The 13,683-nt window shown below is 62.7% G+C and carries 10 protein-coding genes and 1 pseudogene; 5 read left to right on the top strand and 6 right to left on the bottom strand.

Annotated features, from left to right (window positions below):
• Positions 1 to 19 precede the first annotated feature (19 nt).
• Together INS93_RS16515 and glnK are read right to left on the bottom strand one after the other, a co-directional pair.
• On the bottom strand, positions 20 to 1,270 hold the full coding sequence (locus INS93_RS16515) for an ammonium transporter (RefSeq protein ID WP_160016859.1): 1,251 nt from the start codon (positions 1,268 to 1,270) through the stop codon (positions 20 to 22).
• Between the two features lie 334 nt (positions 1,271 to 1,604).
• Positions 1,605 to 1,943: a P-II family nitrogen regulator gene (gene glnK / locus INS93_RS16510; RefSeq protein ID WP_003096476.1), complete on the bottom strand. Its 339-nt coding sequence runs from the start codon at positions 1,941 to 1,943 to the stop codon at positions 1,605 to 1,607.
• Between the two features lie 409 nt (positions 1,944 to 2,352).
• On the opposite strand from glnK, the gene INS93_RS16505 reads away from it, so the two are divergent.
• Both INS93_RS16505 and INS93_RS16500 read left to right on the top strand, forming a co-directional pair.
• On the top strand, positions 2,353 to 2,613 hold the full coding sequence (locus tag INS93_RS16505; RefSeq protein WP_160016860.1) for an accessory factor UbiK family protein: 261 nt from the start codon (positions 2,353 to 2,355) through the stop codon (positions 2,611 to 2,613).
• Between the two features lie 103 nt (positions 2,614 to 2,716).
• Positions 2,717 to 4,210 (top strand): YifB family Mg chelatase-like AAA ATPase, encoded by a 1,494-nt coding sequence (locus tag INS93_RS16500; protein ID WP_192983949.1) that lies wholly within the window; start codon positions 2,717 to 2,719, stop codon positions 4,208 to 4,210.
• A gap of 1 nt (position 4,211) precedes the next feature.
• On the opposite strand, the gene INS93_RS25130 is transcribed toward INS93_RS16500, so the two are convergent.
• The 3 genes and pseudogenes from INS93_RS25130 to INS93_RS16490 form a co-directional block, all read right to left on the bottom strand.
• Positions 4,212 to 4,934, bottom strand: coding sequence for a methyl-accepting chemotaxis protein (locus tag INS93_RS25130; RefSeq protein ID WP_420707319.1), 723 nt, complete (start codon positions 4,932 to 4,934; stop codon positions 4,212 to 4,214).
• Positions 4,935 to 5,069: 135 nt separating this feature from the next.
• Positions 5,070 to 6,146: pseudogene (locus INS93_RS25125) on the bottom strand (Cache 3/Cache 2 fusion domain-containing protein); the annotation flags it as partial.
• A gap of 348 nt (positions 6,147 to 6,494) precedes the next feature.
• On the bottom strand, positions 6,495 to 7,415 hold the full coding sequence (locus tag INS93_RS16490; RefSeq protein WP_192983944.1) for a LysR substrate-binding domain-containing protein: 921 nt from the start codon (positions 7,413 to 7,415) through the stop codon (positions 6,495 to 6,497).
• A 139-nt stretch (positions 7,416 to 7,554) separates the two neighbouring features.
• On the opposite strand from INS93_RS16490, the gene INS93_RS16485 reads away from it, so the two are divergent.
• Positions 7,555 to 8,940, top strand: coding sequence for a NorM family multidrug efflux MATE transporter (locus tag INS93_RS16485; protein WP_192983942.1), 1,386 nt, complete (start codon positions 7,555 to 7,557; stop codon positions 8,938 to 8,940).
• 59 nt (positions 8,941 to 8,999) lie between these two features.
• Here the strand turns inward: INS93_RS16485 and INS93_RS16480 are convergent, their stop codons facing one another.
• Positions 9,000 to 10,667, bottom strand: a complete 1,668-nt coding sequence (locus INS93_RS16480) for a putative bifunctional diguanylate cyclase/phosphodiesterase (RefSeq protein WP_192983940.1) — start codon at positions 10,665 to 10,667, stop codon at positions 9,000 to 9,002.
• Positions 10,668 to 10,938: 271 nt separating this feature from the next.
• Between INS93_RS16480 and rep the strand changes: the two genes are divergently transcribed.
• On the top strand, positions 10,939 to 12,948 hold the full coding sequence (rep, locus tag INS93_RS16475) for a DNA helicase Rep (protein ID WP_160016865.1): 2,010 nt from the start codon (positions 10,939 to 10,941) through the stop codon (positions 12,946 to 12,948).
• 234 nt (positions 12,949 to 13,182) lie between these two features.
• Complete coding sequence (locus INS93_RS16470) at positions 13,183 to 13,665, top strand: UPF0158 family protein (protein ID WP_192983938.1); 483 nt, start codon at positions 13,183 to 13,185, stop codon at positions 13,663 to 13,665.
• Positions 13,666 to 13,683: the final 18 nt, after the last annotated feature.

The raw sequence follows: 13,683 nt of genomic DNA, 5'->3' as shown, positions 1-13,683 counted from the left end.
TTTGCGATTTACCGGAGGATCACTTGTTGGTGAATTCCGGGTAGGCCTCCATACCGCACTCGGCGATATCGACACCTTCGTATTCTTCTTCTTCGCTGACGCGCAGACCGATCACCGCCTTGATGATGCTCCACACGATCAGGCTGGCGATGAAGACCCAGGCGAAGATGCTGCCGATACCCAGCAACTGAGCACCCAGCGAAGCATCGCTGTTGGTCAGGCAGACAGCCAGCAGACCCCAGATACCGACCACACCGTGCACGGAGATGGCACCAACCGGATCGTCGATCTTCAGCTTGTCCAGACCGAGGATGGCGAACACCACCAGCACACCACCCACGCCGCCGATCAGAGTCGCCTGCAGGCCGCTCGGAGTCAGCGGTTCGGCAGTGATGGCCACCAGACCAGCCAGAGCACCGTTGAGCGCCATGGTCAGGTCAGCCTTGCCGAACAGGATGCGGGCAACGATCAGCGCGGCAATCAGGCCACCGGCGGCTGCCATGTTGGTGTTGACGAACACCTGAGCGACGGCGTTGGCATCTTCGATGGTGCTCATCTTCAGCTGCGAGCCGCCGTTGAAGCCGAACCAGCCCATCCACAGGATGAAGGTGCCGAGCGTCGCCAGCGGCAGGTTGGCACCTGGGATGGCGTTGACCTGGCCATTGGCGCCGTATTTGCCTTTGCGTGCACCGAGCAGCAGGACACCCGCCAGAGCAGCGGTGGCACCGGCCATGTGAACCACGCCGGAACCTGCGAAGTCGAGGAAGCCCGCTTCGTTGAGGAAGCCCGAGCCCCATTTCCAGAAGCCCTGAACCGGGTAGATGAAGCCGGTCATGACCACGGCGAACGCCAGGAATGCCCAGAGCTTCATGCGCTCGGCAACAGCACCGGAAACGATCGACATGCAGGTCGCGGCGAACACCACCTGGAAGAAGAAGTCCGAACGGGCCGAGTAGTAAGGTGCATCGTCGCCACCGGCAAGTACCGAGTCGACGCTGTTTTCGTCACCGATCAGGAAACCCAGGCTCGGCAGGATGCCGCCTTCCGGGCTGGAGTACATGATGTGATAGCCGATCACCAGATACATGACGCTGGCAACGGCATAGAGCGCCACGTTCTTGGTCAGGATCTCGGTGGTGTTCTTGGCACGCACCAGGCCGGATTCGAGCATGGCAAAACCCGCTGCCATCCACATCACCAGGGCACCACAGATCAGAAAGTAGAAGGTATCGAAGCCGTACTGCAATGCAGTCAATGCTGTGTTATCCATTTTTCACCTCTTGCCGGCGCTTTTGTTGTGCGCTGTTCGGTTGAAACGTCCAGGTTGGCTCAGGACGCGTTCCGCATGCTTTACAGGTCGTTGCCACGCTCGTACTGGATCACCGGAACCCCTGCGCCATGAGGCGACCAGGCATTCCCATCACTAGGCCAAGCGCAAGACCTCAAGAGGGTCTGGCACAGCAGAGCGGCGAAGGCATCGCCAGCTCCGGCTTTGGCCCTCGAAAACAGCGTAAAGCCAGAATTCGAGGACAAAAGGGCTCCTAGCCCTGCGAAAGTTCGCAGAGTCATGGGTTTACTCCTGGGGCGTGGGGTTCGGAGGCTTGTTAGATCGCGTCGGTATCGGTTTCGCCGGTACGGATACGAATCGCCTGTTCCAGGTTGACTACGAAAATTTTGCCGTCGCCGATCTTGCCGGTGTTGGCAGCCTTGGTGATGGCCTCGATCACGCGATCGAGCTGATCGTCAGCGATGGCCACGTCGATCTTCACCTTGGGCAGGAAATCGACCACATACTCGGCACCGCGATACAGCTCGGTATGGCCTTTCTGGCGGCCGAAGCCCTTGACTTCGGTGACGGTAATGCCCTGCACGCCGATCTCCGACAGCGACTCGCGCACGTCGTCCAGCTTGAACGGCTTGATGATGGCAGTGACTAGCTTCATGAAACTTTCTCCCGTGTAAGGTGGACTTGCCCCAGGAATTGCGAACCCGACTCAAGTCTAAGCGCAGTGTCTGGCTTTTGTAATGCACCGACCGCTCCAGCCTGGCGTGGTCGATACCCACCAACCGCTCCCGACGAAACACTCCCCCGCTTCGCCTGCAGCACCAGAACTGCATCGGTGCATGCGTCGCTGGGGTCTAAGCAGAAAGCTTGCCAGCTCACGCAAAAGCACTATCTATCAGGCCTTTAACAGCTTCCAGCCACAGTGACCGGTCATTCATGTCGAATGCGAAGCACTAATTTGGTGCATTGATACATTCCATGATGCTCAAAATCGTGCAGTCGCCGCTCAGCCGCCCTGCACCTACCTGCGTGCTACACTGCCGACCGTCTGTTTATGGAACCTGATCATGCTGCCGCCGAAAGCCTTGCTCGATACTCTCAGTAGCCACGCCTCGCGTCTTTTCAGCGGCGACAGCCCGCTGCCGCGCGCCGAACTGGAAGCTCAGTTCAAAGCCCTGCTGCAGAGCGGTTTCAGCAAGCTCGATCTGGTCAGCCGTGATGAATTCGACAGCCAGATGGTGGTCCTGGCCCGCACCCGCGCTCGCCTCGAGGCGCTGGAAGCCAAGGTCGCCGAACTGGAAGCCAAGCTGAACCCGCCCGCCGACTGAACCGACGGAACATTGAGAGCACAGGCGACGGCGGTTTAACCCCTTGTCGCCAATGCAGAGTGTTTTCAATGGCCGCCCAGGCGGGCCTGATCAAGGAGTGATCATGTCCCTGGCCATCGTCCACAGCCGCGCCCAGGTCGGCGTCGAAGCACCGGCCGTCACCGTCGAAGCACACCTGGCCAATGGCCTGCCCTCCCTGACGCTGGTGGGGCTGCCGGAAACTGCGGTCAAGGAGAGCAAGGATCGCGTACGCAGCGCCATTCTCAACGCCGCGTTCGAGTTTCCCAGTAAACGCATTACCTTGAATCTGGCGCCCGCCGACCTGCCCAAGGATGGCGGCCGCTTCGATCTCGCCATCGCCCTGGGGATTCTCGCGGCCAGCGGCCAGGTACCGGCTCACTCTCTGGATGAGTGCGAATGCCTGGGCGAACTGGCGCTGTCCGGAGCGGTGCGCCCTGTGCAGGGCGTATTGCCGGCCGCCCTCGCCGCGCGCGCAGCCGGGCGCACCCTCTTGGTGCCACAGGCCAATGCCGAAGAAGCCAGCCTGGCATCGGGGCTGAAGGTCATCGCCGTCGAACATCTGCTGCAGATCGCCGCGCACCTCAACGGCAGCGCACCACTCGAACCCTACGCCGCCCAGGGTCTGCTCAGGCAGAGCCTGCCCTACCCGGATCTGGCCGAAGTGCAGGGCCAGTTGGCCGCCAAGCGTGCATTGCTGGTGGCCGCCGCTGGATCGCATAACTTGCTGCTCAGCGGCCCACCCGGTACCGGCAAGACGCTGCTGGCCAGCCGCCTGCCCGGTTTGCTGCCGCCGCTGGACGAGAGCGAGGCGCTGCAGGTTGCCGCAATCCATTCAGTAGCCAGCCATCTGCCGTTGCAGCACTGGCCGCAGCGCCCCTTTCGCACGCCGCACCACAGCGCCTCCGGGCCGGCATTGGTGGGAGGTGGCAGTCGCCCGCAGCCTGGCGAAATAACCTTGGCCCATATGGGAATCCTGTTCCTCGATGAGCTGCCGGAATTCGATAGGAAAGTGCTGGAGGTGCTGCGAGAACCGCTGGAAAGCGGCCACATCGTCATTGCCCGGGCACGCGACAAGGTACGCTTTCCCGCGCGTTTTCAGCTCGTTGCCGCCATGAATCCCTGTCCTTGTGGTTACCTGGGCGACCCGAGCAACCGCTGTCGCTGCACACCGGAGCAGATCCAGCGCTACCGCGCCAAGCTGTCCGGGCCATTGCTCGATCGCATCGACCTGCACCTGACGGTCGCCCGCGAAACGACGATATTGAACGCCGCACCGCAGCATGGCGAAAGCACCGCACAAGCAGCAGCGAAGGTCGCCCGGGCTCGTGAGCGACAACTGCAACGCCAAGGGGTGGCCAATGCCTTTCTCGATTTGCCCGGCCTGCGTCAGCACTGTGCATTGAGCAGCGCGGATCGTCAGTGGCTGGAAAGTGCCTGCGAACGTCTCGGCCTGTCGCTACGCGCCGCGCACCGTGTGCTCAAGGTAGCGCGCACGCTGGCTGATCTGGCGGATCAGCAGCAGATTGACCGCGCTCATCTGGCCGAAGCACTGCAGTATCGCCCCGCTGCAGGATGAATCAGCGGAAGCGCTCGACTTCCTGACGCAACTGGGCGGCTAGGCGATCCAGCTCGCGCGCGGTATCGGCCAGGTTGGCCACCACTTCACGCTGCTCGCCATTGGTTTGGGCGATGCTCTGCAGGTTGGCGCTGAGCACGGTCGCGGTGCTGCTCTGCTCGCTGGTAGCGGTGGTTATGGCGGCGAATTGCTCGCCGGCCTCGGCGCTCTGCTCACTGATTTGCGCCAGTGCCGCCGCCACCTTGGCGTTACGTTCCAGGCCATCCTGCATCAGCTGTCGGCCGTGCTCCATGGTGGCGATAGCGCTGCTGGTCTCGCTCTGGATGCTGCCGATCATCGTGGAAATCTCGTTGGTCGCCTCGCGGGTACGCCCGGCCAGATTGCGCACTTCGTCGGCGACGACGGCAAAACCGCGGCCCTGCTCGCCGGCCCGCGCTGCTTCGATGGCAGCGTTGAGCGCCAGCAGGTTGGTCTGGTCGGCGATCGCGGTGATGACGCTGACGATACCGCCGATCTCCTGGGAGCGCTGGCCGAGGCCGTTGATCGCCTTGGAGGTTTGCTCAAGTGCTTCGGCGATCTGCACCAGCGCTTCGGAAGCCTGATCCATCGAGGTACGCCCGATACGGGTCTGTTGGGCGTTGCCGCTGGCCAGTCGCTCGGTGCTGCGCATGTTGTCGGCGATGTTCTGCGAGGTGGCACTGAACTCCTCCACCGCGCCGGCCATGCTGCTGATCTCGCCGGATTGCTGATCGATCCCCTGATAGGCATCGCGCGATAGCGTGGACATTGCCTGCGAGCGAGCGCTGACATCCTGAGCAGCGCTGCGAATACCCGCCACCATGCTCGCCAGCGCTTCGCCCATACGATTGAAGCTGCGCGCCAGCTCGCCGATTTCGTCATCGCTGGATTGCGCCATACGCGCGCCAAGATCACCGGCGCCAAGCGCCTGTGCCTGCTGTACCAGGTCGCCCAACGGGCGCAGTTTGCGGCGCAGCAGCCAGACCACGGCAATGACCGCCAGCAGCAGCGTCAGTGCGCTGCCGATGGCCAACTGGGTACCGACACGCCAGGTGACAGCCTGGATTTCCTCGCGCGGCATGCTCGCCAGCACCATCCAGGGTCCGCCGGCAAAGGGCATGGCGACGCTGTAGAACTCATTCTGGCCATCGTTCCAGAAACCGCCGTCCCCCGAGTGAGCGATCAGCTCGCCGAGGGCTGCCGGTAGTGTATCTAGAGCGCCAGTGCCAGCGGGCTTGACCAGCCACTTACCCTGCTCGTCGAGCAGGGCAAGTGAGCCCGTTTCGCCAATCCGAAATTCGCTCAGTTTTTTGAACTGCAGCTTCTGCGCATCGGTGTAGTCGAAGCCGACGAACAACACGGCAATGACCTGTCCACTGCCATCACGCACGGGGGTGTACTGGGTCATGTAGTTGCGGTCGAAGAGCAAAGCCCGGCCCACGTAATTCTGCCCGGCCAGCAGGCGCTGATAGGCCGGGTGCTGATGATCAAGCGCCGTTCCCAGAGCACGAGTGCCATCCTGCTTGGTCAGCGAGGTGGTGATGCGGATGAATTCGCTACCGTCACGCACGAATACCGTGGCCACACCCGCAGTCATGCGCGTGAAGTCATCGACCTCGGTGAACTCGTTGTTCAAGCGCGTAGTCCCCAGGTAAAGCGCAGGTGTCTGCAGGCTGCCGACGCTCACACGCTCTTCACTGCGCACCTGCAAGCCACTGCTGAAGCGCTGCTCGAAGAGTCCGGCCAGACGCTGCGTGCTCTCACGCAGGCTGCCGTGGAAGGTTTCGAGCTGGTCGGCCAGCAGCCCCGCCTCGCTGCCCAGGTGCTTTTCGCGAGTGACCAGATTGGCCTCGTTGAGTGAACGCAGGGCAAACAGGGTGCTGACGCTGATCAGCAGCACCAGCACCAAAGCCAGCATGGCAGCCAGTTGCAGGGCTATACGAGAGCGAGGAGGATTCATGAGGGCTCCAGGTGTGCGCCCATGAGCATATGGGCAGATAACTCAGACAATTTCGGCACCACCCAGTCGTCATATGACTCGGCGAAAAGGCGCGAGGATACTTGAGCATTCAGCTCGGTCAATATCAAAGCGCCATACGGTCGTCATTTATTATCAAAACAGCGCTACAGAGCGATGGCTGATAGGTTTTATCGATTACTCAATAGATGATGGCACTCATGCCTACAGAGAGCAGCCTGACCACACTACAGTCGACCTGCCCGGTCTTTGATGGCCGTCAGAGTCCTGAGCGCTGGCCATGATCGTTCAGCGCAAACGCTCGACCTCGGGCAGTGCCAGCGCGGCGACCTCCGCCAGCAAGTAGTCACGCAAACGCTGCAGACGTGCCTGCGCACGATGTCCACGCGGCCAAACCATATAGTAGCTGTCACCACTGAATACCGCCGTCGGCCAGGGCACACCGAGCCGGCCGGCGTTCACGTCCTCGGCCACCATCAGCAGATCACCGATGGACACGCCATAGCCGCGCGCCGCCGCAACGATGCCCAATTCGAGCATGTCGAACAGCTGCCCGGTTTTCAGCGGCACCTGTTCGACCAGGCCTGTAGCCTGCAACCAGCGCCGCCAGTCGCGACGATCCGGCGTCGGATGCAGTTGCTCCGCCGCACGCAACCGCGCCAACGACCAGGGACCGACCTCAGAATCACCGGCAGCGCACACCGGAATCAGCCATTCCTCGAATAGCAGGACGCTCTCCCACTCCTCTGGAAACTGACCATCGGACAGCAGCACCGCGCAGTCGAAGGGTTCATGGCGGAAGTCGACCTTGTCCACGTCCATCCAGGCACTGGTGAGCTGCACTTCGCTGTCCGGGTTGGCCAGACGGAAGTGCGACAGCCGCGCCAACAGCCAACGCATGGTCAGGGTCGACGGTGCCTTCAGGCGCAGCACCTCGTCGTCGGCGTGCAAGACAGCGCTGGCGCGCTCCAGCGCATCGAAGCCCTCGCTCAGCCCCGGTAGCAGGGCACGGGCCGGATCGGTCAGGTGCAGGCTGCGGCCACGGCGTTCGAACAGACGGCAGGCGAAGTAGTCCTCGAGCGTACGGATATGCCGACTCACCGCGCTCTGCGTGATCGCCAGCTCTTCGGCGGCGCGAGTAAAGGAGGCATGCCGGGCTGCGGCCTCGAAGGCGCGCAGGGCGTAAAGCGGAGGAAGACGACGCGTCACTGCATCGAACCATGAGTTTTAATCATGCCTGGCATGGCTATTTTCCTTTTGTGAGTAATCGACAGGAACCACAGAATAGCGGTCATTGCTCATCTCCTGACAGCCAGGCGATGCTCCCCCTGCCGAAGTTTTACTCATCATGAAGAATTCCCTTGGTCACGAGTTGGGTGCGCTGCTGCGTCTGGCCGGCCCGCTTATCTCCGCACAGTTGGCCCACGCGCTGATGATTTTCACCGACACGCTGATGATGGCCATGCTCGGCCCGCAGCAGTTGGCAGGCGGTGCGCTGGGCGCCACGTGCTATTTCATCTTCTCGATCTTCTGCACCGGGGTGATCGCCGCGGTGGGCAGCCTGATCGCCATTCGCCATGGTGCGGGCGATCCGGCAGGTATCACGCGCCTGATCCGGAACGGCCTGTGGCTGGCCATGCTGTTGGGTATCGTCAGCGCGCTGTGTCTCAACGGCCTGGGCCCGCTGCTGCCGCATCTGGGTCAGGACCCAGGCGCGGCCAGCCAGGCCATGGATTTCCTGCGCCCGCTGTCGCTGGCCCTGCCTGGCTACCTGTGCTTCATGGCGCTGCGCGGCTTCACCAGTGCCATTGGTCATCCCGGCCCGGTGATGGCCATCAGCATCGCCGGTACCGCTGCCAATTTCGTCATCAACTACGCGCTGATCAAGGGCTGGTTCGGCCTGCCCAACCTGGGCCTGAGTGGCATCGGCATGACCACTGCGCTGGTCAGCAGCGCCATGGCCCTGGCATTGGCGCTGTACATCCTGCTCTCGCCGACCTATCACCGCTACAAACTGCGGAGCGGCATGGGCCGCCCACAACGGGCGGAAATACGCGCACTGCTGCGCCTGGGCCTGCCCATTGGCGGTACCTACGCCGCCGAGCAGGGGCTGTTCACCTTCGCCACCCTGTGCATGGGCGCGCTGGGCAGTGTGCAACTGGCGGCACATCAGATCGCCATGCAGACGGTGGCGCTGGCGTTTATCGTGCCGCAAGGGCTGTCCTATGCGGTGACCTTCCGCGTCGGCCTGCATTACGGCGCCGGGCATCTGCACCTGTCGCGCCTCAGCGGCCATCTGGGCATGTTCCTGGGAGCGGCGTTGATGCTGCTGTTCGCCCTGCTGTTCTGGCTGCTGCCGGAGTGGATCATCGGCCTGTTCCTCGACCGCCACGATCCGGCTTTCGCCGATATCGTCACCCTCGCGGTCAGCCTGCTGGCGATCGCCGCCTGGTTCGAGCTGTTCGATGGTTTGCAGAGCATCGCCATGGGCGCGATCCGCGGGCTGAACGACGGCCGCACCACCCTGCTGATCGGCCTCACCGGTTACTGGTGCGTGGGCGCACCGCTGGTCTGGCTGTTCGCCTTCGCCCTTGGCTGGGGTGCACAAGGCGTCTGGTGGGGCCTGGCTGCCGGCCTGGCGGTAACGGCAAGCGGCCTGGTGCTGGGCTTCCAATGGAAGACTGCGCGCCTGCAGCGGCCGAACAGGATAGAGGGCGAGGTCTATCTGTCGTAGCCCGGATGCAATCCGGGGAATGCCCGGCACACGGCCCCGGATTGCATCCGGGCTACGGGTTACGATCCGCCGAGCAGCGGCTGGCGCAGGCCGAACACCAGAAAGCGTGCCAGCTCCGCCAGAGGTATGGCCTTGCTGATCAGGTAACCTTGTACCTGATCGCAACCAAACTGGCGCAGCATGTCGAGTTGCTCGATGTTCTCCACCCCTTCGGCCACCACCTCGAGATTGAGGTTGTGCGCCAGATTGATCATCGCCCGCACCAATTGGCGGTTCTCGGCACGCTCGCCCATACCACCGACAAAGCTCTTGTCGATCTTCAACAGAGTGATCGGCAGGTTGTTGAGATGGACGAAAGACGAAAAGCCGGTGCCGAAGTCGTCCAGCGAGAAACGCACGCCGAGCCGCCCAAGCTCCAGCATGGTCTGCTGCACCTGATCGCTGCGGCGCATCACCGCAGTTTCGGTCAACTCGAACTCCAGCCACTGCGCATCGACGCCACGTTCTTCGATCAGGCGGCTGAGGGTCGGCAGCAACTGGCTGTCCTGAAACTGGCGGAATGACAGGTTGACCGCCATGTGCAGTGCCGGCAAGCCGCGCCCACGCAGCCACTGCATATCGCGCAGGGCACGGGAGATGACCCAGTAACCGAGCGGCACGATCAGCCCGGTTTCTTCGGCCAACGGTACAAATTCATTGGGCGAGAGCAGCCCTCGCTCGCTGTGCTGCCAGCGCACCAGGGCCTCCAGACCGACGATGCGCCCGCTCTTCAGGCACAGACGGGGCTGATAATGCAGCTCCAGTTCGTCACGGCGTAGCGCACGGCGCAGCTCGCCTTCCAGATCGGCCTGGCTGCGTGCGCTGCGGTTCAGGCGTTCGTCATAGACATGAAACACGCAGCCTTGCTGATTCTTGGCCTGCTGCATGGCGATATGCGCGTGCCACAGCAGCGGATCGGCGCCCTCGCCCGCGCGGGCATGCGCCAGGCCAAGGCTGCAGCCGATCAGCAGACTCTCACCGTCCACCCAGTAAGGCTCACCCAATACCTCGGTGACACGCTCGGCGAGGCGCTCCACGCGCTGCGCATCGCGGCGTGCATCGAGCAACAGAGCGAATTCGTCGCTGCCCAGACGCGCGATCTGATCGCAGGGCTGCAGCAGCCCCTTGAGCCGCGCCACCACCTGCAGGATCAGGCGGTCTCCGGCCTGGTAGCCGAGGGCATCGTTGGCGTGACGGAAGTTGTCCAGATCGAGATGCCCCAGCACCAGGCCACGGCCGCCACACTCGGCCAGACGCGCCGCGAGCAGGGTCTGGAAGCCCTGGCGATTGGCGATGCCGGTCAACGGGTCCTGTTCGGCCAGGCGCTGCAGGGTGTGCTTGAGGTTGCCCTGTTCGCGCACATAGCGCAGGCAGCGGCGCAGCACATCGAGGTTGAGGCTGCCGCGCACCAGCCAGTCGCTGACACCGGCAGGCTCTTCGACGGGTTCCTCGTCGAGCAGCAGGACGATGGGCAAAGGGCACTGACGGGGTTCGGGAAGGCGATCCGGGGTACTCAGCAGCAGACCACTGGCGTGATCATCGAACAGACTGCTGGCCGCCTCCCAGGACGGCGCGGTAATCAGCGGGGATGGGCTGCCCAGGGCGCTCAACTGCTCGCGCAACAATTCGGCCCAGTCCGGCGTTTCAGCCAACAGAACCAACCGCAAGGGTTCGACGAGCGTGGACAAGCAACCTCCCCCAATGACCGCAAGAATGATGGCGAATCGCGTCGCCTGAACGCGCCGTAATCGGCGTCTAATCAATCACATCCGTGCGAAAGGTGGTGCACATCCTGAGGTATAGCCAGTAAACCGACAAGTGGAACCAGAGTACTGGAATAAAGTGATTAACCAAGTGCATGGCTATGCAATTTCGTGCGCTAGGCCACAGTTCCAGACGGTCGCGGCAGAAGTCGCCAGGCCTGTTAAAATGCGCGGCCCTTTTTCTGCGAACGACCCCATGTCCCGACTGAACCCCCGGCAACAAGAGGCCGTGAACTACGTCGGCGGCCCGCTTCTGGTGCTCGCCGGTGCAGGTTCCGGCAAGACCAGCGTGATCACGCGCAAGATCGCCCACCTGGTGCAGAACTGCGGCATCCGCGCCCAGCACATCGTCGCCATGACCTTCACCAACAAGGCCGCGCGCGAGATGAAGGAGCGCGTCGGCACCCTGCTCAAGGGCAGCGAGGCGCGCGGCCTGACCGTGTCCACCTTCCACAACCTGGGCATGAACATCATCCGCAAGGAATACGCACGCCTGGGCTACAAGCCCGGCTTCTCGATCTTCGACGACGGCGACATCAAGGCGCTGCTCAGCGACATCATGCAGAAGGAGTATTCCGGCGACGACGGTGCCGACGAGGTGAAGAATCTCATCGACAGCTGGAAGAACGACCTGATCCTGCCCGACGAAGCCCTGGCCAAGGCGCGCAATCCCAAGGAACAGACTGCCGCCATCGTCTACCTGCACTACCAGCGCACGCTCAAGGCCTACAACGCAGTGGACTTCAACGACCTGATCCTGCTGCCGGTCAAACTCTTTCAGGAGCACGCCGACATCCTGGAGAAATGGCAGAACCGCATCCGCTACCTGCTGGTCGACGAATACCAAGACACCAACTCCAGCCAGTACCTGCTGGTGAAACTGCTGGTGGGCATGCGCAACCAGATCACCGTGGTCGGCGACGACGACCAGTCGATCTACGCCTGGCGCGGCGCACGGCCGGAAAACCTGATGCTGCTCAAAGAGGATTATCCCTCGCTGAAGGTAGTGATGCTGGAGCAGAACTACCGCTCCACCAGCCGCATTCTCAAGTGCGCCAACACCCTCATCGCCAACAACCCCCACGCCTTCGAGAAGCAGCTGTGGTCGGAGATGGGTATGGGCGACGAGATTCGCGTGATCCGCACCCGCAACGAAGACGCCGAGTGCGAACGGGTGGCGCTGGAAATCCTCACCGAACACCTGCGTACCCAGCGCCCCTACAGCGACTTCGCCATCCTCTATCGCGGCAACTACCAGGCCAAGCTGATGGAGCTGAAACTGCAGCACCACCAGATTCCCTATCGCCTGTCTGGCGGCACCAGCTTCTTCGCCCGCCAGGAGGTGAAGGACCTGATGAGCTACTTCCGTCTGCTGGTCAACCCGGACGATGACAACGCCTTCCTGCGGGTGATCAACGTGCCGCGCAGGGAGATCGGCTCCGCCACCCTGGAAAAACTCGGCAACTACGCCAACGAGCGCAAGATCAGCATGTACGCCGCAGCCGGCGAGATGGGCCTCGGCGAGCATCTCGACGCGCGCTTCACCGAGCGCCTGCAGCGCTTCACCCGCTGGATGGACCGGGTGCGCCAGGAATGCGCGCAGAACGATCCGATCGCCGCCATCCGCAGCATGGTCATGGACATCGACTACGAGAACTGGCTGCGCCAGAACGCCTCCAGCGACAAGGTGGCCGACGCGCGCATGGGCAATGTCTGGTTCCTCGTCGATGCGCTGAAGAGCACGCTGGAGCGCGATGAAGACGGCGACATGACCATCGAAGACGCCATCGGCAAACTGGTGCTGCGCGACATGCTCGAACGCCAGCAGGAAGAGGAAGAAGGCGCAGAGGGCGTGCAGATGATGACCATGCACGCCTCCAAGGGCCTGGAGTTCCCATCGGTGTACATCATCGGTTTCGAGGAGGAGATTCTCCCTCACCGCTCCAGCATCGAGGCCGACACCATCGAGGAAGAACGGCGCCTGGCCTACGTCGGCATCACCCGCGCCAAGCGCAACCTGGCGCTGACCTTCGCCGCCAAGCGCAAGCAGTATGGCGAGGTGATCGACTGCTCGCCGAGCCGCTTCCTCGACGAGCTACCGCCGGAAGACCTGGTGTGGGAAGGGCTGGAAGAGGCGCCGGTGGAGGTCAAGGCGGCGCGCGGCAACGATGCCCTGGCGAATATGCGGGCGATGCTCAAGCGCTGAGGTCATGGCTGACTGGTGTATGGTCGGTTTATTCGGTGGGCTGAAGCCCACCCTACAGACCTGAAGCCCAGGTCTTGCTGTCTGGTGGACGAAAGCGGATCGCCGCCCGGTCCACCCTACCCCGCTCATGCATATCGTAGGGTGGGCTTCAGCCCACCACTTCAATGCCACTGGCATCCTCGCCATATTTGCCAGTCAGAAGAGAAGATCGTTCAGACACAGAGGGCTGGAACCATGCGCACATTCACGCTCGACATCGATGCCCTGATTCAGCTGATCAATGGCCGTGAACAGCAGGAAAACTGGTTGGACCTGGAGAGCGGTAGCGTGCTGAGCCTGTCGCCTGAGGATCAGCACAGCGAACAGCGCCAGCAGATCGAACTCGATCCCGAGCGCTACAGCCAGGTGCCCAACCTCGACGTTCCCCAGCGGGTGGCCATGCGCGAATCCTTCCTGTTCACCCTCGACAACCTGCACGCCCACCCACTGCTGAGCGCCGCGTTGACCGGGCGCCGGCCGCTGCGCGCGTTCGACTACGAGATCGAATCCTTTCCAGCGATTCGTCAGCAGTGGCAGGCCTACGAGCTCAAGCAACTGCGCGAGTACACGCTCAACTGGCTTTACGAGCTGGGCCTGGAGCCCGCACCGGACAAGCTGCCGCTGGATACGCGCGGCATTCCCAAGGACATTCTGCGGCGGCTGACCAAGAGCGCCTGAGCGGAGCCTCCCCCGGAT

The organism is Pseudomonas sp. EggHat1, assembly GCF_014892995.1.
GTDB lineage: Bacteria > Pseudomonadota > Gammaproteobacteria > Pseudomonadales > Pseudomonadaceae > Aquipseudomonas > Aquipseudomonas chaetocerotis.
The sequence above is the reverse complement of the archived record's forward strand: the minus strand, read 5'-3'. Positions and strand labels throughout refer to the sequence as shown.

Excerpts from the sequence above, each read along its gene's own strand:
- INS93_RS16515 (WP_160016859.1), bottom strand. The coding sequence starts at position 1,270 with ATGGATAACACAGCATTGACTGCATTGCAGTACGGCTTCGATACCTTC.
- glnK (WP_003096476.1), bottom strand. The coding sequence starts at position 1,943 with ATGAAGCTAGTCACTGCCATCATCAAGCCGTTCAAGCTGGACGACGTG.
- INS93_RS16505 (WP_160016860.1), top strand. The coding sequence starts at position 2,353 with ATGCTGCCGCCGAAAGCCTTGCTCGATACTCTCAGTAGCCACGCCTCG.
- INS93_RS16500 (WP_192983949.1), top strand. The coding sequence starts at position 2,717 with ATGTCCCTGGCCATCGTCCACAGCCGCGCCCAGGTCGGCGTCGAAGCA.
- INS93_RS25130 (WP_420707319.1), bottom strand. The coding sequence starts at position 4,934 with ATGGCCGGCGCGGTGGAGGAGTTCAGTGCCACCTCGCAGAACATCGCC.
- INS93_RS16485 (WP_192983942.1), top strand. The coding sequence starts at position 7,555 with ATGAAGAATTCCCTTGGTCACGAGTTGGGTGCGCTGCTGCGTCTGGCC.
- rep (WP_160016865.1), top strand. The coding sequence starts at position 10,939 with ATGTCCCGACTGAACCCCCGGCAACAAGAGGCCGTGAACTACGTCGGC.
- INS93_RS16470 (WP_192983938.1), top strand. The coding sequence starts at position 13,183 with ATGCGCACATTCACGCTCGACATCGATGCCCTGATTCAGCTGATCAAT.